This window comes from Chromobacterium vaccinii (assembly GCF_000971335.1).
Taxonomy (GTDB): Bacteria; Pseudomonadota; Gammaproteobacteria; order Burkholderiales; family Chromobacteriaceae; genus Chromobacterium; species Chromobacterium vaccinii.
Map to the genome: position 1 here is coordinate 196,646 of NZ_JZJL01000001.1, position 18,745 is coordinate 215,390.

At 66.7% G+C, this 18,745-nt stretch carries 18 protein-coding genes; 10 read left to right on the plus strand and 8 right to left on the minus strand.

The window, feature by feature from the left end; translation table 11 throughout:
• Positions 1-91 precede the first annotated feature (91 nt).
• On the plus strand, positions 92-1,966 hold the full coding sequence (locus VL52_RS00855) for a ribonuclease catalytic domain-containing protein (protein WP_046155286.1): 1,875 nt from the start codon (positions 92-94) through the stop codon (positions 1,964-1,966).
• Between the two features lie 303 nt (positions 1,967-2,269).
• Entirely contained in the window at positions 2,270-3,931 is a 1,662-nt protein-coding gene (locus tag VL52_RS00860) for an AMP-binding protein (protein ID WP_046155287.1), read from the plus strand.
• A gap of 12 nt (positions 3,932-3,943) precedes the next feature.
• On the opposite strand, the gene VL52_RS00865 is transcribed toward VL52_RS00860, so the two are convergent.
• Positions 3,944-4,765, minus strand: a complete 822-nt coding sequence (locus tag VL52_RS00865; RefSeq protein WP_046155288.1) for an HDOD domain-containing protein — start codon at positions 4,763-4,765, stop codon at positions 3,944-3,946.
• A 219-nt stretch (positions 4,766-4,984) separates the two neighbouring features.
• Here VL52_RS00865 and VL52_RS00870 point away from each other — a divergent pair, with 219 nt between their 5' ends.
• Both VL52_RS00870 and VL52_RS00875 read left to right on the plus strand, forming a co-directional pair.
• Positions 4,985-6,613 (plus strand): methyl-accepting chemotaxis protein, encoded by a 1,629-nt coding sequence (locus VL52_RS00870; RefSeq protein ID WP_052717493.1) that lies wholly within the window; start codon positions 4,985-4,987, stop codon positions 6,611-6,613.
• A gap of 98 nt (positions 6,614-6,711) precedes the next feature.
• Complete coding sequence (locus VL52_RS00875) at positions 6,712-7,452, plus strand: glycoside hydrolase family 16 protein (protein ID WP_046155289.1); 741 nt, start codon at positions 6,712-6,714, stop codon at positions 7,450-7,452.
• A gap of 48 nt (positions 7,453-7,500) precedes the next feature.
• On the opposite strand, the gene VL52_RS00880 is transcribed toward VL52_RS00875, so the two are convergent.
• The 7 genes from VL52_RS00880 to VL52_RS00910 all read right to left on the minus strand — a co-directional run bounded on the left by VL52_RS00880 (position 7,501) and on the right by VL52_RS00910 (position 14,584).
• Complete coding sequence (locus tag VL52_RS00880) at positions 7,501-8,322, minus strand: class I SAM-dependent methyltransferase (protein ID WP_046155290.1); 822 nt, start codon at positions 8,320-8,322, stop codon at positions 7,501-7,503.
• Between the two features lie 415 nt (positions 8,323-8,737).
• Complete coding sequence (locus VL52_RS23030) at positions 8,738-9,406, minus strand: META and DUF4377 domain-containing protein (RefSeq protein WP_052717494.1); 669 nt, start codon at positions 9,404-9,406, stop codon at positions 8,738-8,740.
• Positions 9,407-9,461: 55 nt separating this feature from the next.
• The gene (locus VL52_RS00890; protein WP_046155291.1) at positions 9,462-10,118 is read right to left on the minus strand and encodes an META domain-containing protein; all 657 of its coding nucleotides are present in this window, start codon (positions 10,116-10,118) and stop codon (positions 9,462-9,464) included.
• Between the two features lie 75 nt (positions 10,119-10,193).
• Complete coding sequence (locus VL52_RS00895) at positions 10,194-11,567, minus strand: NAD(P)(+) transhydrogenase (Re/Si-specific) subunit beta (protein ID WP_046155326.1); 1,374 nt, start codon at positions 11,565-11,567, stop codon at positions 10,194-10,196.
• 2 nt (positions 11,568-11,569) lie between these two features.
• A complete protein-coding gene (locus VL52_RS00900) occupies positions 11,570-11,869 on the minus strand; it encodes a proton-translocating transhydrogenase family protein (protein WP_046155292.1) in 300 nt (99 codons plus the stop codon).
• Entirely contained in the window at positions 11,862-13,028 is a 1,167-nt protein-coding gene (locus VL52_RS00905) for a Re/Si-specific NAD(P)(+) transhydrogenase subunit alpha (protein ID WP_046155293.1), read from the minus strand. The genes VL52_RS00900 and VL52_RS00905 overlap by 8 nt, the downstream gene beginning before the upstream one ends.
• 458 nt (positions 13,029-13,486) lie before the next feature.
• The gene (locus tag VL52_RS00910; RefSeq protein WP_235429165.1) at positions 13,487-14,584 is read right to left on the minus strand and encodes a 3-oxoacyl-ACP reductase family protein; all 1,098 of its coding nucleotides are present in this window, start codon (positions 14,582-14,584) and stop codon (positions 13,487-13,489) included.
• On the opposite strand from VL52_RS00910, the gene VL52_RS00915 reads away from it, so the two are divergent.
• The 6 genes from VL52_RS00915 to VL52_RS00940 all read left to right on the plus strand — a co-directional run bounded on the left by VL52_RS00915 (position 14,510) and on the right by VL52_RS00940 (position 18,596).
• Positions 14,510-15,343 (plus strand): LysR family transcriptional regulator, encoded by an 834-nt coding sequence (locus tag VL52_RS00915; RefSeq protein ID WP_235429167.1) that lies wholly within the window; start codon positions 14,510-14,512, stop codon positions 15,341-15,343. The two genes, VL52_RS00910 and VL52_RS00915, sit on opposite strands and share 75 nt — an antisense overlap.
• A 109-nt stretch (positions 15,344-15,452) precedes the next feature.
• Positions 15,453-16,433, plus strand: a complete 981-nt coding sequence (locus tag VL52_RS00920) for a sensor histidine kinase (RefSeq protein WP_046155296.1) — start codon at positions 15,453-15,455, stop codon at positions 16,431-16,433.
• 70 nt (positions 16,434-16,503) lie between these two features.
• Positions 16,504-17,094: a TMEM175 family protein gene (locus tag VL52_RS00925; RefSeq protein WP_046155297.1), complete on the plus strand. Its 591-nt coding sequence runs from the start codon at positions 16,504-16,506 to the stop codon at positions 17,092-17,094.
• A gap of 64 nt (positions 17,095-17,158) precedes the next feature.
• Positions 17,159-17,338: a DUF3460 family protein gene (locus tag VL52_RS00930; RefSeq protein ID WP_046155298.1), complete on the plus strand. Its 180-nt coding sequence runs from the start codon at positions 17,159-17,161 to the stop codon at positions 17,336-17,338.
• 61 nt (positions 17,339-17,399) lie between these two features.
• Positions 17,400-18,065, plus strand: a complete 666-nt coding sequence (locus VL52_RS00935) for a class I SAM-dependent methyltransferase (RefSeq protein WP_046155299.1) — start codon at positions 17,400-17,402, stop codon at positions 18,063-18,065.
• A gap of 117 nt (positions 18,066-18,182) precedes the next feature.
• Positions 18,183-18,596 carry a biopolymer transporter ExbD gene (locus VL52_RS00940; RefSeq protein ID WP_046155300.1) on the plus strand — a complete coding sequence of 138 codons (414 nt, stop codon included), beginning with the start codon at positions 18,183-18,185 and terminating at the stop codon, positions 18,594-18,596.
• Positions 18,597-18,745 lie beyond the last annotated feature (149 nt).

The following is an 18,745-nucleotide window of genomic DNA, read 5'->3' on the forward strand; positions in this document are numbered from 1 at the left end:
ATTCGGCCAGGCTGACGGCGAAGTTTGTGGCTCTGCCGCCGGAGCGAACTGCTATAATCCGCCCTTAAATTCAACGGCCTGGCAAGTTTTGATGAACGTTTTTTACGAAGAGAGCGGCAGTTTCAAAGTCGGCAGCATCGTGTCGCGCAGCGACGCCAGCCTGCAGGTGGACACCCAGTACGGCAAACGCGCCAAGATCAAGAGCGCCAACGTCTTTCTGGAGTTTAGCTCCTCGCTGGCGGATTTTCTGCCGTCGGCCGACAACGTGGCCACTGACATCGACCTGGATTTCCTGTGGGAATGCAGCCCCGACGACGAGTTCGGCTACCAGGATCTGGCCGCCGACTATTTCGGCCGCGAGCCCTCCGCGATCGAGGCCGCCGCGCTGATCAGCCGACTGCACGGCGCGCCGATGTACTTCTACAAGAAGGGCAAGGGCCGCTACAAGAAAGCGCCGCAGGACGCGCTGCAGGCCGCGCTGGCAGGCGTCGAGCGCAAGAAGCGCGAGCAGGAGCAGATAGACGGCTGGGTGGGCGAGCTGAAGGCCGGCGCGCTGCCGGAAGCCATCCGCGCCCAGCTGATGCAACTGCTGTGGAAGCCCGACAAGAACACGCTGGAATTCAAGGCCTTCGATCAGGCCAGCCGCGAACAGAACCTGCCGCCGCTGCGCCTGGCGCACAAGGTGGGCGGCATTCCGTCGGTGCCCGACTACCTGATGGCCGGTTTCCTGATGGAGTACTTCCCCAAGGGCGCCGGCTTCGGCAAGTACGCGCCGCCGGCCGAGCCGCCGGAGCTGCCGGTGGCCGCGGTGCGCGCCTTCTCCATCGACGACGCCAACACCACCGAGATCGACGACGCGCTGTCGGTGGAAGACCTGCCCAACGGCAACAAGCGCGTCGGCATCCACATCGCCGCGCCGACGCTGGGCGTGGCGCTGGATTCCGACATCGAGAAGATGGTGCTGTCGCGGCTGTCCACCGCCTACTTCCCCGGCGACAAGATCACCATGCTGCCGGACGACGTGGTGCAGGCGTTCACACTGCAGGAAGGGCGCGACTGCCCGGCGTTCTCGCTGTACGCCGAGGTGACGCCGGAGTTCGAGCTGTTGGCCTTCGAAAACCGTATCGAGCGGGTGCCGGTGGCCGCCAACCTGCGCCACGCCGAGCTGGAGCAGGTGTTCAACGAGGAAACGCTGGCCAACGACCCCGGCGTCGACTACCCGTTCAAGCGCGAACTGGTGTGGCTGTGGCAGTTCGCCGAGGCGCTGGAGAAGCGCCGCGGCAAGCACGACCCCAGCCGCCCGGCGCAGCACGACTACAACATCGACGTCGTCGACGGCCAGGTGTCCATCACCATCCGCAAGCGCGGCGCGCCGATGGACAAACTGGTGTCCGAGCTGATGATCCTGGCCAACAGCGAGTGGGGCCGGATGCTGGCCGAGGCCGACATCCCGGCAATGTACCGCGCGCAAAGCATGGGCAAGGTGCGGATGACCACCCGCCCCGAACCGCACATGGGCCTGGGCGTGGCCCAGTACGCGTGGAGCACCTCGCCGCTGCGCCGCGCCAGCGACTTCATCAACCAGCGCCAGCTGGCGTCCATGATCCGAGGCGAGAAGCCGCAGTTCGCCCAGGGCGACGCGATGCTGTTCGCCATCCTGCGCGACTTCGACGCCACCTACGGCGCCTACCTGTCGTTCCAGGACAAGATGGAACACTACTGGTGCCTGAAGTACCTGCTGCAGGAAAACATCACCGAGCCGACCGCGTCCGTGATCAAGGAAGACCTGGTGCGCATCGACGGCCTGCCGCTGAGGCTGCGCATACCCGGCCTGCCGGAACTGGCGCGCGGCGACCGCGTGCAGCTGTCGGTGGTGAAGGTGGACCTGCTGACCCAGGACGTGGAGCTGCGCTACACCGGCCGCCTCGACCATGTCGAAGAAGCCGGCGAGGACGAGGAAAGCTGAGCGCTCTCCCCGCCTGATGGAAAGCCGCCGCGCCGCGAGGCCCGGCGGCTTTTTCGCGCTTGTCCGCCCAAGAACCTGTTCAAGGCCGGCGCGCGCGCCTGTTGTATCCGCGCGTCAACGAGCGGACTCTCACGGTTTCTCCCCCGCATGCGGACGTTCCGCCTGGACGTTCGATTGAAATTGCAATGACATTGGATTAACGTCCCGGGTGCAATCTCGTCTTGCCGCATGTCGCATCACCCGCATCCCACGATAACAAGACTCATCCGCGGCGCGTCTTCCGCCGCGCGCACAGGAGGAAACATGCAGGATTTCGCCCGCCACCCGGCCACCCCCGACCGGATCGACGCCTTGTCCGCCGCCTCGCTGGGAGAGATGCTGGCGCAGACCGTCGCCCGCTACCCCGACCACACCGCCTTCCACAATATGGGCCGCGACCTCAGCTACCGCGAGCTGGACCGGCAAAGCGCCCGGCTAGCCGATTATCTGACCCGCGGGCTGGGGCTGCGCGCCGGCGAGCGGGTGGCGCTGATGATGCCCAATCTGCTGCAATATCCGGTGGCCTTGTACGCGGTGCTGCGCGCCGGCCTGGTGGCAGTCAACGTCAATCCGCTGTACACCGCGCGCGAGCTGCACCACCAGCTGGCCGACTCCCAGGCCCGCGCCATCGTGGTGCTGGAAAACTTCGCCCAGGTAGTGCAAGAAGCCCGCGCCGACACCTCGCTGCAGCATGTGGTCGTCACCGCGGTCGGCGATCTGCTGCCCGCGCCCAAGCGCTGGCTGGTCAACGCGGCGGTGCGTTACGTGAAAAAACTGGTGCCGCCCTACCATCTGCCGGGCGCCGTTCCCTTCCGTCGGGCGCTGGCCGGCGGCGACGCCGGACGCTGGCGCGACGCCAGGCTGGCGCCGGACGCGCTGGCCATCCTGCAATACACCGGCGGCACCACCGGCCTGGCCAAGGGCGCGATGCTCAGCCACCGCAACCTGCTGGCCAACGTCGAGCAGGCGCGGCTGGTGCTGGGCGGCGCGCTGCTGGAAGGCCAGACCGTGGTGGCGACGCCGCTGCCGCTGTACCACGTGTTCGCGCTGACGGTGAACTGCCTGCTGATCGCCCGCCTGGGCGGCAATAGCCTGCTGATCACCAATCCGCGCGATCTGGACGGCCTGGTGGCCGAGCTCGCCCGCCATCCGGTCAACGCCTTCACCGGCGTCAACACCCTGTTCAACGCGCTGACGCACCACGCCGGCTTCGCCAAGCTGGACTTCAGCCGCTGGCGGGTGGCGATAGGCGGCGGCGCGGCGGTGCAGCAGGCGGTGGCCGAAGCCTGGCAGCGGACAACCGGCCTGGTGCTGCTGGAAGGCTACGGCCTGACCGAGGCCTCGCCGCTGGTCTCGGTCAACGCGCTGGCGGTGGAACGCTATACCGGCACCGTCGGCATGCCGGTGCCGGGCACCGAGGTGGAGCTGCGCGACGACGCCGGCCGGCCCGCCGCCGACGGCGAGCCGGGCGAGGTCTGCGTGCGCGGGCCGCAGGTGATGGCCGGTTACTGGCAGCGGCCGGAGGAGACGGCCAAGGTGTTCCACGCCGACGGCTTCTTCGCCACCGGCGACATCGGCGTCCGCACCGCCGACGGCCTGCTCAAGCTGGTGGACCGCAAGAAGGACATGGTGCTGGTATCCGGCTTCAACGTATATCCGAACGAAGTGGAGGACGTGGTGGCCCAGCATCCCGGCGTGCGCGAGGTGGCCTGCATCGGCGTGCCGGACGAGCGCAGCGGCGAGGCGGTGAAGATCGTGGTGGTGCGCAAGGACCCGTCGCTGCAGGCGGAGGAACTGCTGCGCCACTGCCGCGACAATATGACCGCCTACAAGGTGCCGCGCCACGTCGAGTTCCGCGACGAGCTGCCCAAGTCCAACGTCGGCAAGATCCTGCGCCGCGAACTGCGCAGCGGCCAGCCCGCCTGAGGCGGGCCGGCGCTAGAACAGGTCATCAACCAGGGTGCTGGACTGCTGCAGCGGCTCGATCGAGCCGGCGACGCGGTCGCGGTCCAGCGCCAGCCGCTCCAGCACGCCCTCCGGCAGGCTGGACAGCATGTCCTCGCCGCTCATGCCATGGCGGAAGCCGGACACCACGAAGGTAGCCAGGCCGATCAGCTGCGCGTACGGCGAGGCCTCCTCATTCAGCAGGTCGTGCTGGCGGTAGATCGCCCCCTGGATCTCGTCGGGGAAGTTCCAGCGCCGCGCCAGCTCGGCGCCCAGCTCGGTCAGGTCCAGGCCCAGCAACATGCGCTCGGTGGCGATGCGGTCGGCGCCGCCGGCGACGATGCGGTCTATCTGCTGCGCCTGCTCCGGCACCGCGACGTACAGCACCAGTTCGCCGATATTGGCCAGCAGGCCGCAGGTGTAGCCCAGTTGGGGCTCGAGCCCCGCCAGCCTGGCCAGCAGCTTGGCGGTGTTGGCCATCGCGAAGCTGCGCTGCCAGAACGCCTTCATGTCGAAGCCGCTGATGCCGAGCGTAGCGCCGGTGACGCCGGAGGCGATCACCAGCACCCTGAGGTTGTCGAAGCCCAGCAGGATCACCGCGTCGTCCAGCGAGCCGACGCGGCGGCTGCTGCCGAAGCGCGCGCTATTGGCCAGCCTCAGCACCCGGGCGCTCAGCACCTGGTCGTGCATCACCTTGTCGGTGATGTCGGTGATGTTGACGTCGGTACGATGGAAGCTGGCCACTAATTCCTGCACCACCTTGGGAACCATCGGCAGCCTGCCCGAGGCCTTTTCAAAGATTTCACCCACCTGCATCGACGCTCTCCCGCTTGCCGGTTTCGCAGGTTTGAGCTTAGGCAATCGCACCGGGAAGGGAAGAGAAACCGCCCTCGCCCATCCGCTAATCGGCCGAACGGATGGGGGGGAATTTTGCTTATCCCTCCGAATCTGACTATTTTTCATGCATGCGACGCGTGCAAACAATTGATTTACAGACATTTCCCTCCTCCATGCGCCGCCCAATGGGAGAAACCCATGCTGTCGCAACTCTCCGTCAAACAGAAGCTGCTGGCCGGCTACGGCCTGCTGATCGTGATCCTTGTTGTCATCGTGCTGGCGTCGATATCCAAGCTCAACACCATAGAAAGCCAGATCCAAGACATCACCGAGAACCGCTATCCGAAAGCCGAGCTGGCGAACAAGATCGTGCTGCTCACCTACGACGTGGCGCGCAAGGTCCGCGACGCCATCATGGCCAGCAACCCGCAAGAGGTTGAATCCGTCATTGCCAAAATCGAGGCGCTGCGCGCGCAAAACACCGGCTACATTCAGGAACTGGACCGGACCCTGGTCTCGCCCAAGGGCCGCGGGATCCTGACCCGGGCGCTGCAGGCGCGGGAAACGCTGTCCGCCCAGTACCCGCCTTTGTACGCGCTGGTGCGCGCCAACAAGGACGCCGAGGCGCAGGCCTTTCTCAAGCAGCGCTTCGTGCCCGCCAACGAGGGCTTCATGAAAACGTTGACCGAGCTGGCCGCCTACCAGAACGACAAGGTGCGACAGGCCGTGGAGGACAGCAGAAGCGCATACAAGCAAACCATCGGCATCCTGCTAGGGTCGGCCGCTGTGGCGCTGCTGCTGTCAGTGGCGGTGGCGCTGTTCATCTCCAATCTGGTGACCACGCCGCTGAGAAAATCGGTGGCGCTAGTGCGCAATATCGAACAGGGCGATCTGTCCGGACCCGACGAAGCGCTGCCGGTATCCCGCGACGAGGCGATGGAGATCGCCCGCAACGTGCAGAACATGCGCCAGGGGCTGCGCGAGGTGGTGGCCAGCATTCAGGACAACGCCAACCAGGTGTCCGATTCCGCGCACCAGCTGTCCAGCATGGCGCAGCAGGTGGCCACCGGCGCGCAGCGGCAGTCCGAAGCCACCGCCGAAGCCGCCGCCACCATCGAGGAGCTGACCGTCAGCATCAACCACGTCGCCGACAACTCCGACCAGGCCTCGCGCCAGGCGCGCGACGCCGGCGATCTGGCCGGCCGCGGCGGCCACGCGGTGCAGGCCTCGGTCGGCAAGATCCAGTCGGTCAGCACCGCGGTGGCCGCCACCTCGGAGGAGATGCGCACGCTGACCGGCGAGGTGCAGCGCATCGGCAACATCGTCACCGTGATCCGCGACGTGGCCGACCAGACCAATCTGCTGGCGCTGAACGCGGCGATCGAGGCGGCCCGCGCCGGCGAGATGGGCCGCGGCTTCGCCGTGGTGGCCGACGAGGTGAGGAAACTCGCCGAGCGCACCGCCAGTTCGGCGCAGGAAATCACCCAGATGATCCGCGCGATCCAGCAGGGCGTGGAAAAGGTGGTGGGCAGCATGGACCAGAGCCTGTCCAGCGTGGATGCCGTCTCCGGCACCGCGCGCGAGGCCAGCGAGTCGATGGAGGAGATCGAGGGCAGCACCCGCGACATCGTCGGCACCATAGGCAACATCACCAGCGCCTTGAGCGAGCAGCGCACCGCCAGCCTCAGCCTGGCGCAGAGCATGGAACAGGTGTCGCAGATGGCCGAGTCCAACAGCGCCACCGTGGAAGAACTGGCCACCACCTCCAGCGAACTGAACGCGCTGTCGCATAACCTGCAGAACGTCACCGCGCGCTTCCGCTTGTAGGGAAAAGTTCTCTGCCGGACTGTCCCGATAGACTAGGCGGCCACGCGCCGGACGCGGGCCGTGGCAACATGGTGGTTTTCCCCACAGGAGCCGCCATCATGAAAATCGCGTTCGCGCTCGGCTGCGCGCTATCGGCCGCGCTGGCCTGCGCCCAGCCCGCCGCCGCCAAGACCATCCGCTTCTCAGGCTACGACTGGGAAGTGCGCAGCCAGGGCAGCAGCGGCCCCGGCCCCAATGTCTGGGACGAAAACAACGCCTGGCTGGACGCCCAGGGCCGGCTGCACCTGAAAATCGCCAAGCGCGGCGGCCAATGGACCGCCGCCGAACTCTATCTGCCGCAGCGGCTGGGTTTCGGCCGCTACCAGTTCAAGCTGATCGGCCGCCCGGACCGTTTCGACCCCAATGTGGTGCTGGGCCTGTTCAACTATCCGACGCCGGACGTCGGCCCCGACGGCAGCAACGAGATCGACATCGAGTTCTCGCGCTGGGGCAGCCCGGCCAATCCGATGGGCAACTACACCGTCTACCCGGCCCGGCCGGGTCCGGCCCCCACCTCCTACGCCTTCGATTTCGCGCTGGGCGGCGATTACAGCACCCACCGCTTCGACTGGAGCGCGGCCGCGGTCGACTACCAGTCGCTGCACGGCTTCCAGGACGGCGACCTTTATCCCATCGCCCACTGGCGCTTCAATCCGGTCGACGCGGCGCAGCGCGTGCCGCAGCAGCCGCTGCCGGTGCATCTGAACCTGTGGCTGTTCCAGGGCAAGCCGCCGGCGGACGGCAAGGAAGTGGAAGTGGTGATGCAGGAGTTCAAGTTCGTCCCGGCGGCGGCGCGCTAGGAGGAAAGACGGGCGGCGGAACGAAGGGCCCGCCGCATCGTTCTGCCATCAATAGGCGAAGCGCTCGCGCAGATCCATCAGGTTCAGCTTGTCCAGAATGGCCAGCTGGCGCTCGCGGGCGCTGTTCTTGCCCTTGCCGGTCTTCTTGGCGATGATCAGCTCGTTCTTCATCGAGTGCTCCCAGCCGACCAGCTCGGTGACGGTCAGCTGGTAGCCGCGCGCCTCCAGTTGCAGGCAGCGCAGCACATTGGTCAGCTGGCTGCCGAACTCTCGGGTGTGGATGGGATGGCGCCACAGCTCGGACAACGGCGTCTTGCCGAAGGTCTCGTTCTTCTTCTGCCGCAATACCGACGCCACCTCGGCCTGGCAGCACGGCACCAGCACGATGTACTGGGCGTTCTTGGCCAGCGCGAAGCGGATCGCGTCGTCGGTGGCGGTGTTGCAGGCGTGCAGCGCGGTGATGACGTCCACCTGTTCCGGCAGCTCGGTCGAGGTGATCGACTGCTCCACCGTCAGGTTGAGAAAGCCCATGCGATCGAAACCCAGGCGGTCGGCCAGCTCGCGCGACTTGTCCACCAGCTCCTGTCGCGTCTCCACGCCATAGACGTGCCCGGCGCCTTTGTCCTTCAGGAACAGGTCGTACAGGATGAAGCCGAGGTAGGACTTGCCGGCGCCGTGGTCAGCCAGCGTCATCGTTCCCTTGTTCTCCAGCACGTCGGCCATCAAGGGCTCGATGAACTGGTACAGGTGGTAAACCTGCTTCAGCTTGCGGCGGGTGTCCTGGTTGATCTTGCCGTCGCGGGTGAGGATGTGCAGCTCTTTGAGCAATTCCAGCGATTGCTGCGGTTTGATTTCGGGAATCAGGCTCATGGCGGCCTCCTGCAATTTCAATGCCGCGATTGTAGCAGAGCGGTCATCCCGCGCCCGAGCCGGAGTCTGCCCGCAATCTTCATGGTTCTGCATCCGCTGCGCGGATGATGATTTTCTTAGCCGGGGCTGCCCGGCGAGCAGGGAGGGGATATTTGCTTGGCCAAATATCCCCTCCACCCCTAAAAGCCACCCTGCAAGCCTGGCCTTCGGCTACCCGCCGGGTCCCGTCAGGCCCGAGGCGCGGCTGAACTCGCCCCGCGCTAACGTCGCGGGGCTCGAACAGGCAGCCGCTTAAGACCTCGGGCCTGCCACCCGGCGGCAGGCTTGGAGGGACCGGGGGCACATCGCATACGTGGTGTTCTCCGTCTCTCGCGAGTGCAATCCCAAACCTATGCGAAAGATCGTGAGTTGCCGATCAGGGCTTCTTCACCACTTCCTGCTCAACCACCAGATCCAGAATCCAGCGGATGGAAGACGCGTCGGCCGGCGGGTTGTCCACCTTCACTTCCTTGATCCGCAGCCGGTAGGCCACCCCCGGCTCGGGCTGGAAGCCCTCGATCTCGCCGTAGTGCAGCTCCCAGGGCTTGGACTTGTCCGCGCGCACCTGCAGGCACTGCATCGGCGCGACGCCGGTGCACGCCTTGCGCTCGGCGGCGACGTAGATGAACTTGATCTCGCCCTGCGGCTGGCGTTCGAAGGTCAGCGCGTCCTTGCCGTCGGACAATTTCAGACGCTCGCCGTCCAGGCTGACATCCATGCCGGCCTCCAGCTGGCGCGACAGCTTGGCGTCGCGCTGCATCGCCTCCGGCGGGCACATCATCAGCGTCGAGGCCAGGCGCTCGGCGCGCAGCTTGCCGCCGTCGATCGCGGCCGGGCCGAACATGCCGTTGCAGCCGGCCTTGGCGAACAGCCGCTGCTGGTCGATGCGCAGCAGGATGCCCTTGTCGCCGGCGCCGGTCTGCTTCCACTCGCCTTGCAGTTGCTCCATCGCCGGCGCGGGGCCCTGGCGAGCCGGAGCGGTGGGGCTGGCGCAGCCGGCCAGCAAGGCGGCGCCGAGCGCCAGCAGGGTCAGTCGGTAAGACATCGCGATATCCTGAACAAGAAACAGACTATGACGCCTAAGGAGCTCACAGGTTCCGTCAATCGACAACCGGCGTCACTGTCTCCTGATAGATCACTTTCACCAATTGCAGCGCGGTGCCGCCGCCGCGTTCCGGCTCGCCTTGCAGCTTCAGGTAGTAGCTGCGGCCGGCTTCGGGCGTGAAGCCGGCGATCTCGCCGTGGTAATCGCGCCACGGCTCGCCTTCATTGCCGCGCAAGCGCAGGCAGGTGCCGTCCGGACAGTCGCCGCGCGTCGCGTACCAGTATTGCTCGCCAGCCTGCGGCCGCCACGCCGCCTGCGGCGAAACCGGGGCCGCCGCCTGGGCGGCGTCCGCTTTCGCAAAGCGGTAGACGGTCTTGCCGGCCGCCAGCGTCAGATAGCGGCCATCGGCAGACGGCAGCAGGCGGAACGGCGCGCCCAGCAATTTCAGCAAGGCCTGCTCGCGCGCCATCGCCTCCGGCGCGCACGCCATGCGGGTGGTGGAAACCTGGTGGCGGCCGTCTTCGTCTATGCCCAGCGTGAAGCGGTTGCAGCCGGCGAAGCCGCTGATGCGGCTGTCGGAGATGCTCAGGGTAGGCTGCGGCGCCGGTTGGGCCGGCGACTGGAGCCGCCATTCGGTGTGTTGCAGGTCGGGCAGGGCTTGAGTCGGCAGCATCATGCTGCCGCTGATCAACAGGGCGCCGAGAGAAGGCATGCGGGTTTCCTTTTCCATGACTGCGGACGGCAAAACGCCCGCCAATGGCGGGCGTTCGGGACGGCGGACGAGCGCTCAGTGCACAGCGTTCTTGAGCAGGTCTTCCACCACTTTCTTGGCATCGCCGAACACCATCATGGTTTTATCCATGTAAAACAGCTCGTTGTCCAGCCCCGCGTATCCCGCGTTCATGGAACGCTTGACCACGATGACGTTGCGCGCCTTGTGCGCCTCCAGGATGGGCATGCCATAGATGGGGCTTTGCTTGTCCTTTTGCGCCGCCGGGTTGACCACGTCGTTGGCGCCGATCACCAGCACCACGTCGGTGGTGGAGAAATCGGCGTTGATTTCCTCCATTTCCAGCACGTGTTCGTACGGCACCTCGGCCTCGGCCAGCAGCACGTTCATGTGGCCCGGCATCCGCCCCGCCACCGGGTGGATCGCGTAGCGCACGCCGACGCCCTTCTCGTGCAGCAGTTCGGCGAATTCCTGCAAGGCGTGCTGCGCGCGCGACACCGCCAGGCCGTAGCCGGGCACGATCACCACCTGGTCGGCGTTGGCCATCAGGAAGGCGGCGTCCTCGGCGCTGCCGGCCTTGTAGGACTTGGCCGGCCCCGCGTCGCCGGCCGGACCGGCTACGGTCTCCGCGCCGAAGCCCCCCAAGAGCACGCTGACGATGGAGCGGTTCATCGCCTTGCACATGATGTAGGACAGGATGGCGCCGGACGAGCCGACGCAGGCGCCGGCGATTATCAGCACCGGATTGTTCAGCGTGAAGCCGATGCCGGCCGCCGCCCAGCCCGAGTAGCTGTTCAGCATCGACACCACCACCGGCATGTCGGCGCCGCCGATCGGGATGATCAGCGTCACGCCCAGGGCCAGGGCCACCGCCACCATGGCGAGGAAAGCGGCCTGGCTGCCGGTGAAGAAGTAGGCCGCGCCGAAACCGGCCATGGCCAGCGCCAGCAGCAGATTGAGCGGATGCTGGCCGGCGAAGCTGATCGCCTTGGCGCCGAAGCGGCCGGACAGCTTGCCGTAGGCGATCACCGAGGCGGTGAAGGTGATCGCGCCGATGAAGGCGCCGATGAACAGCTCCACCTTCTGCACCGGCGTGTGCTCGACGCCGCCGTGGAAGATGGCCGCCACCGCGATCAACACCGCGGACAGGCCCACCAGCGAGTGCATCGCCGCCACCAGCTCCGGCATGCCGGTCATCTCCACCGTGCGCGCCTTCCAGGCGCCGACGACCGCGCCGGCGGCGATGGCGCCGGCGATCAGCGCCAGCACTGGCTTGTCAATGATCAGCAGCGTGGTCAGCACCGCGATCGCCATGCCGACGATGCCGTACAGATTGCCGCGCCGCGCCGAAGCCGGGCTGGACAAGCCCTTCAGCGCCAGGATGAACAGCACCGCGGCGACCAGATAAAGAACAGCCGAAACATTCTGCATCGTCATCCCCTGTTTTTCTTCTTGAACATGTCCAGCATGCGCTGGGTGACAAGGAAACCGCCGAAGATATTGATGCTGGCGAGGAAGATGGCGACAGCGCCCAACACCGAGGTGACGGTGATCTCCTGGCCGTCGATATCGACCGCCTGCAGCATGGCGCCGACGACGATGATGCCGGAAATGGCGTTGGTGACCGCCATCAGCGGCGTGTGCAGCGCCGGGGTGACGTTCCACACCACGTGGTAGCCGACGAACACCGCCAGCACGAAGATGGTGAAGCTGGTGATGAAGGGATCAGCCATGGTGCGGCTCCTTGTCGTGATTGGCGGCCTCGGCCGGACGGGCGGCGGCGCCGAAGCGCTGCTCGCCCTGGTGCGTGACCAGCGTGGCGGCGACCAGCTCGTCGTCGAGATCCAGCGTCAGGCCGCCTTCTCCCAACAGCAGGCCGAGGAAGGTATGAAGATTGCGCGCGTACAGGCTGGAGGCGTCGGCCGCCAGCATCGCGGGCAGATTGGTCAGGCCCACCACCCGCACGCCGTTGCCGGTCAGCCAGGCCTCGCCGGGACGGGTCAGCTCGCAGTTGCCGCCGGCCTCGGCGGCCAGGTCGACGATCACCGAGCCCGGCTTCATCGCCGCCACCGCGTCGGCGGACAGCAGGCGCGGCGCCGGTTTGCCGGGAATCAGCGCGGTGGAGATGACGATGTCGGCGGCGGCGGCGCGCTGCGCGATCAGCGCGTTCTGCCGCGCCAGGAATTCGGCCGACATCTCGCGGGCGTAGACGCCGCCGCTGGCGGCTTTCTCCTCATCCGTCATCGGCACCTCGACGAACTTGGCGCCGAGCGACTCCACCTGCTCTCGGGTGGCGGGGCGCACGTCGTAGGCCTCCACCACCGCGCCCAGCCGCTTGGCGGTGGCGATGGCCTGCAAGCCGGCGACGCCGACGCCCAGCACCAGCGTCTTGGCCGCCTTCACCGTGCCGGCGGCGGTCATCAGCATCGGCATGAAGCGGGGGTAGAACTGGCCGGCCAGCAGCACCGCCTTGTAGCCGGCGATGTTGTTCTGGCTGGACAGCACGTCCATGCTCTGGGCGCGGGTGGTGCGCGGCAGCAGCTCCAGCGCGAAAGCCGACACCCGCTGCGCCGCCAATTGCGGCAGCAGCGGGTTCTGGTACGGCGCCAGCATGCCGACCAGCACCGCGCCGGGCTTCAGCGCGGCCACGTCAGCGGCCTCGGGCATGCGCACCGCCAGCACGATGTCGGCCGCGGCCAGCATCTCCTGCCGCCGCTCGGCGATGGTCGCCCCGGCGGCCAGGAAGGCGGCGTCGGGCAGCGCGGCCGCCAGGCCGGCGCCCTGTTCCACGACGACGGCGTGGCCGGCGCCGACCAGCTTCTTCACCGTGTCCGGCGTCGCCGCCACACGGTGCTCGCCGGCCAGCCGCTCGGCCGGAATGACGATATTCATATAGGATATCTCCTGCAAGTGGATGGTGGAATCAGAAACGGGAACGGTCGTGCGCGGCAGTTGGGAACGATCGTTTGGAAATCATTAAATGCATGCTGCGCCGCATTATGCAAGGCATATATTGGCTACCGTATATCGTCTGACAGGCTTGATTCAACCGGGAAATCGGACATGCCGAAGGCATTGCGCGGCGCAATAAATCCATCCAGCGGAGCCGTGCGTCGACCGTTCGACAAGCTGGTCCATCGCTCGCCGTCAGGCAGCGATGCAAATTAGATTTGTCTGATATTATTCAAGGCTGACACTAGCGCCGGCGCGGCAGGGTTGTAAAGCGGGGAAAACCGCCGTTCGCGAGCAAGTTTGCGCCAGATCAGCATCGGCTCATTGGCCGATGCCGTCTGCCAGCCGATCCAACATGAAGTCAGCGCTGTCCGAAAATGCCAGCCCCCGATCCGGACTCAGGCGGAGAAGCCGCCATCTATGCTCAGACTGGCTCCGGTGATGTATCCCGCCTCCGGACCGGCTAGATAGGCGACCAAACCCGCGATTTCATCCGCGCGGCCATAGCGGTCCAATGCCATCAGCGCCGTGAGTTGCTCGGCCGACTCGCCATCCGCCGGATTCATGTCCGTATCCACCGGCCCAGGCTGCACATTGTTTACAGTGATGCCGCGCGGGCCCAGATCGCGGGCCATGCCTTTGGTCAAACCGACCAGCGCAGCCTTGCTCATCGCATAAACCGAGCCGCCGGCGACCGGCATGCGATCCGCATTGACGCTGCCGATGTTGATGATCCTGCCGCCATCGCCCATGTGGCGCGCAGCCTCCTGGCTGGCGATGAAAGCGCTGCGCACATTGACCGCCATGGCGCGGTCGAACGTCTCCAGGGAAAGCTCCTCGATGAATCCCCACGGCAGGATGCCTGCATTGTTGACCAGAATGTCGAGCGCGCCAAAACGTCCCGCGGCATGCCGCAGCGCCTGCCGTAGCGCCTCGGCGTCGGCGCTGTCGGCGCGAGTGGCGTATGCCATACCCCCTGCCGCGGCGATTCCATCTACCAGCGCTTCGGCTTTGGCCGCAGCCGACGCGTAGCTGAAGCTCACCACGGCCCCTTCATCTGCCAGCCGCCTGACAATGGCGGCGCCAATGCCGCGCGACCCGCCCTGCACGAATGCAGTTTTGCCCTGCAGAAATTTCATCGTACCCATATGTCTTCTCCAAATTCCGAGGATTGAAAAATGAACCAAGACGGCGCGCTGGGACATGAACCCATGCAAACGCCGCGGCAACCCGCTCCTGCCGCCGGCCTCTTGCGCCGCGCCCATAGCTTGATTGATTCCAGCAGATTCATTAAGTTGGAAAATATTGAAACACTCGGTCCCATAGAGACGTAATGTGGTATGGATAAGCATCAATTTCTTGGCATTCGGGAATTCATCGCCATCGCCCGGACCGGCAGCTTCACTGCCGCCGCTGATGCGCTGGGCGTCACCGGCTCCGCCCTGAGCAAGCAGATCATGCGGCTGGAAGCCCGGCTGGGGAGCAAACTGCTGCATCGCACCACCCGCAGAGTGAGTTTGACCAGCCAGGGAGAGGTGTATCTGGCCAGTTGCCTGCGCGCGGTCGCCGCTCTGGAGGATGCGGAGGGCTACCTGAACATCGGGCAGGCGGAGCCGGCTGGGCGCGTCCATATCAACCTACCCGCGGCTTTCGGCCGACGGCATGTTCTGCCGGTCCTGCTGGAACTGGCCGCGCGGCACCAGGGCCTGGATCTATCGATTACGTTCAGCGAACGCATGGTGGACCTTATCGGCAATGGCATAGACCTGGCGGTGAGGATAGGCCGGCTCGAAGACCACGCGGAACTGGTCGCCCGCAGGCTGGGGGAGCAGCATCTGCTGATTTGCGGATCTCCGGCCTATATCGAACGGAAAGGAACGCCGCATGCCAAAGAAGACCTGCAGCGGCACGATTGCCTGGTCGACTGGCGCCGGGGACCAAACCACGCTTGGCGCCTCAGGAGCACGGAGGACGGCGGCGAGCTTTGCCAGATACCCGTCCGCCACGAAATGGGCGACGGAGAGGCCATTCTGGCCGCCGCGCTGGCCGGTCTCGGCTTGGCACAGCTCCCTACGTGGCTGGCGAGCAAACATTTGCAAACCGGGGAATTGATCCCGGTACTGCACCAGTTGTCCGGCGAACACATGCCCATTCACGTCATCTGGCCGCGAAACCACTATATGCCTCCCCGGATGCGCATCGTCATCGACGCCTTGCTGCAGGCTGCACAAGCTCCCGACAGCGGCTTCCGCTGACGCGGAAGCGCCTCCGCTCAGAAAGCCCGCCGCACGGACCTGGGGCATCAGCAAGAGCGCGCTCCCCCTCCGCGCGCTATCATCGCAGCATCGCCCCCGGAGACCCGCCATGTCCCGCCCGATTCCGACGCCGCTGCCGGATTTCCGCCAACCCGGCGTGATGCTGCGCATCCTGCAGCTGCCTGCGCTGCTGCTGTGCGCCGACGGCCTGCTGGCGCTGACGGCCGAGCAGCCGCTGTGGCGCTGGCTGCAATCGGCGCTGGCGCTGATTCCGGGCAGCCTGCTGTCGCTGGCGCTGCTGGCGCTGGCCGCCCCCTGGCTGTCGCAGCGGCGGCGCGGAGCCGCCTGGGTTGCGCTGATCGCCGGCGCCAGTTTCGCCTTGTGCCAATGGCGGCTGCAGGACGACTGGCCGCGGACCTGGACCGCCGCGGCGCTGGCGATGGCGGCGGCCCCGCTGCTGCTGCACTACCTGGCGCTGCGCCGGCGCGCGCTGTCGCCAGCGCTGGCCGAGGCGCGGCTGACCGCGCTGCAGGCGCGCATCCGCCCCCATTTCCTGTTCAACAGCCTGAACGCCGCCATCGCGCTGATCCGTTCGCGGCCGCAGCAGGCGGAAACAGTGCTGGAAAATCTGGCCGAGCTGTTCCGCGCCCAGATGGCCGCGCCGGAGAGGCTGTCCACGCTGGCGCGCGAGATCGAGCTGGCCAAGATGTACCTGGCGATAGAGTCCGAACGGCTGGGGCCGCGGCTGACGGTCAGCTGGCGCATCGACGCGCCGCCGGACGCCGAGCTGCCGCCGCTGCTGCTGCAGCCGCTGGCCGAGAACGCCGTCTGTCACGGCGCCGAGCGCGTGGCCGGCGAGGTGGAGATCGTCATCTCCGCCCGCGTATCTGGCGGCCTGCTGGAGCTGGCGCTGGACAATCCGCTGCCGGCCGACGCCGCGCCGACCGCCGGCAGCGGCATCGCGCTGGAGAACCTGCGCGAGCGGCTAGCGCTGCTGTACGACGCCGAGGCCTCGCTCGCCGCCGAGCGGCGCGGCGACCGCTACCAGGCCCGCGTCCGCCTGCCCTGCCGCGCCGCCAGGCGGGGCTGATGCCGTCGCGCTTTGCCGAACGCGCCCCTACGCTCTACATTCCAGTCAGGACCATCCGCACGAGACCCGCATGGAAAAAAACCGCCTGGAGGCGTTCAGCGACGGCGTGATCGCCATCATCATCACCATCATGGTGCTGGAGCTGAAGGTGCCGCACGGCACCGACTGGCAGTCGCTGGCGCCGTTGCTGCCGGTGTTCCTCAGCTACCTGCTCAGCTTCGTCTACGTGGGCATCTACTGGAACAACCACCACCACTTCTACCACGCCGCCCGCCGCGTCGACGGCCGGGTGCTGTGGGCCAATCTGCACCTGCTGTTCTGGATGTCGCTGATTCCCTTCGTCACCGGCTGGATGGGAGAGAACCACTACGCGCCGCTGCCGGTGGCGCTGTACGGCTCGGTGCTGCTGATGTGCGCGATCGCCTGGTGGATCATGCAGCAGGCGCTGCTGTGCCTGCCCGGCAACCGCACCCGGCTGTCCGAGGCGCTGGGCGGCGACATCAAGGGCAAGATCTCGCCCTTGTGCTACCTGCTGGCGATCGGCCTCGCCTGGTACCAGACCTGGCTGGCCGGCGCGCTGTACCTGGCGGTGGCGCTGATGTGGCTGGTCCCCGACCGGCGCATCGAGTGCATGCTGTACGGCGAAGGCGGGACCGACTGAGCCGGCGTGGCGGCGGGGCCGCGAATCGATTAAAATTGTCCGATCAGCCACCATGGAGGGTACGATGTACCAGTCCGAATTCACCCAGTTCATCAACGGCTTCCTGGACAAGAACCCGGAAGTGGACAGCGAGCGCCGCGAACTGCGCCTGACGCTGTGGGACCGCGAGCTCAACCTGGACGACCAGCGCCGCTGGAAGGAGTCCAGCGTGCCGCAGAAGGCCTACGTCTACCAGCCGGAATAAGCGCCGCCTGGATCGTTCCCGACGCCCCTCGCGGGCGTTTCGTCATTTTGGAAACCCGAATATGACCCGCCACACGGTGGCGCTCAGCAGCGCCCTCTCCGATTACCTGTTCGACATCGCCGTCGCCGAGCATCCGGCGCAGCGCGAACTGCGCGAATTCACCGCCGGCCACCGCTTGGCCAAGATGCAGATCTCGCCGGACCAGGGCCAGTTCATGGGCTGGCTGGCGCGGCTGATCGGCGCGCGCCGCTACCTGGAAATCGGCGTGTTCACCGGTTACAGCGCGCTGACCGTGGCGCTGGCGATGCCGGAAGACGGCCAGGTGGTGGCCTGCGACGTCAGCGAAGCCTTCACCGCCATCGCCCGCGAATACTGGGCCAAGGCCGGCGTCGCCGACCGCATCGACCTGCGGCTGCAGCCGGCGCTGAGCACCTTGCGCGAGCTGCTGGACGACGACCAGGCCGGCCGCTTCGATCTCGCCTTCATCGACGCCGACAAGCCGTCCTACCGCGACTACTACGAAGCCTGCCTCGAGCTGGTGCGCCCCGGCGGCGTGATCGCCATCGACAACATCTTCCTGTCCGGCCGCGTGGTGGAGCCCAAGCCGGAAGACCCGCCCGGCGTGCACCTGGTGCATGCGTTCAACGCCAGCCTGAAGGCCGACCCGCGCGTCCACATGTGCGTGCTGCCGATAGGCGACGGCCTGACGCTGTGCACCCGCCGCTAGCCGGCGCGCATGAACTTTCGCCATCGCCGAATGGTCTGTAACGTTTTGGCCACAGCGCCGCCGCCCCCGCCGGTGCTATGATGGCCGTTTGTTGACCGAGCTTACCCCGTCACCGTCATGCTGAACCGCCGCCCCCGCCGCCAGATGAACCAGATGAACGTCGTGCCCTACATCGACGTGATGCTGGTGCTGCTGGTGATTTTCATGGTCACCGCCCCGATGTTCACGCCGGGCGTGATCGACGTGCCCAGCGTCTCCGAGGCGCCCGCCATCGATGTCCGCCCGCTGGAGGTCACCGTGGACGCCGCCGGCAAGATCGAGCTGGTGGACGGCGAGCAGAGAACCCGCGTCGACTCGCTGGACGATCTGGCCAGCCAATTGCAGGCGCTGGCCGGCGCCGGACAGCGCCCGGTGGCCATCTCCGCCGACGCCAACCTCAAATACGCCGAAGTGGTGAAGATCGCCGACCGCCTGCACCAGGCCGGCATCAAGCGCGTGGCGCTGACCGTCAAGCAAATCAGCAAGCAATGAGCTCGCAAGCGCCCTCCTCTCCGCGCCCTTGGGCCTTCATCGCCTCGGCGCTGTTCCACGCCGGCGTGATCGGCCTGTTGCTGTGGGGCGGCCTGCAGACCACGCCGCCGCCCAGCCCGGCGCCGCTGGCGCTGGAGCTGTGGACCACC

What these genes read in the sequence shown, in the direction of transcription:
- VL52_RS00880 (WP_046155290.1), bottom strand. Translation starts at nt 8,322, where the DNA reads ATGAGCCTGATTCCCGAAATCAAACCGCAGCAATCGCTGGAATTGCTC.
- VL52_RS00855 (WP_046155286.1), top strand. Translation starts at nt 92, where the DNA reads ATGAACGTTTTTTACGAAGAGAGCGGCAGTTTCAAAGTCGGCAGCATC.
- VL52_RS00860 (WP_046155287.1), top strand. Translation starts at nt 2,270, where the DNA reads ATGCAGGATTTCGCCCGCCACCCGGCCACCCCCGACCGGATCGACGCC.
- VL52_RS00875 (WP_046155289.1), top strand. Translation starts at nt 6,712, where the DNA reads ATGAAAATCGCGTTCGCGCTCGGCTGCGCGCTATCGGCCGCGCTGGCC.
- VL52_RS00905 (WP_046155293.1), bottom strand. Translation starts at nt 13,028, where the DNA reads ATGAATATCGTCATTCCGGCCGAGCGGCTGGCCGGCGAGCACCGTGTG.
- VL52_RS00900 (WP_046155292.1), bottom strand. Translation starts at nt 11,869, where the DNA reads ATGGCTGATCCCTTCATCACCAGCTTCACCATCTTCGTGCTGGCGGTG.
- VL52_RS00870 (WP_052717493.1), top strand. Translation starts at nt 4,985, where the DNA reads ATGCTGTCGCAACTCTCCGTCAAACAGAAGCTGCTGGCCGGCTACGGC.
- VL52_RS23030 (WP_052717494.1), bottom strand. Translation starts at nt 9,406, where the DNA reads ATGTCTTACCGACTGACCCTGCTGGCGCTCGGCGCCGCCTTGCTGGCC.
- VL52_RS00925 (WP_046155297.1), top strand. Translation starts at nt 16,504, where the DNA reads ATGGAAAAAAACCGCCTGGAGGCGTTCAGCGACGGCGTGATCGCCATC.
- VL52_RS00910 (WP_235429165.1), bottom strand. Translation starts at nt 14,584, where the DNA reads ATGCAGCAGTTTGCTCCCCAGCCGGGCTTCCAGCCGCATGATCTGCTT.
- VL52_RS00940 (WP_046155300.1), top strand. Translation starts at nt 18,183, where the DNA reads ATGCTGAACCGCCGCCCCCGCCGCCAGATGAACCAGATGAACGTCGTG.
- VL52_RS00935 (WP_046155299.1), top strand. Translation starts at nt 17,400, where the DNA reads ATGACCCGCCACACGGTGGCGCTCAGCAGCGCCCTCTCCGATTACCTG.
- VL52_RS00865 (WP_046155288.1), bottom strand. Translation starts at nt 4,765, where the DNA reads ATGCAGGTGGGTGAAATCTTTGAAAAGGCCTCGGGCAGGCTGCCGATG.
- VL52_RS00920 (WP_046155296.1), top strand. Translation starts at nt 15,453, where the DNA reads ATGTCCCGCCCGATTCCGACGCCGCTGCCGGATTTCCGCCAACCCGGC.
- VL52_RS00895 (WP_046155326.1), bottom strand. Translation starts at nt 11,567, where the DNA reads ATGCAGAATGTTTCGGCTGTTCTTTATCTGGTCGCCGCGGTGCTGTTC.
- VL52_RS00930 (WP_046155298.1), top strand. Translation starts at nt 17,159, where the DNA reads ATGTACCAGTCCGAATTCACCCAGTTCATCAACGGCTTCCTGGACAAG.
- VL52_RS00890 (WP_046155291.1), bottom strand. Translation starts at nt 10,118, where the DNA reads ATGCCTTCTCTCGGCGCCCTGTTGATCAGCGGCAGCATGATGCTGCCG.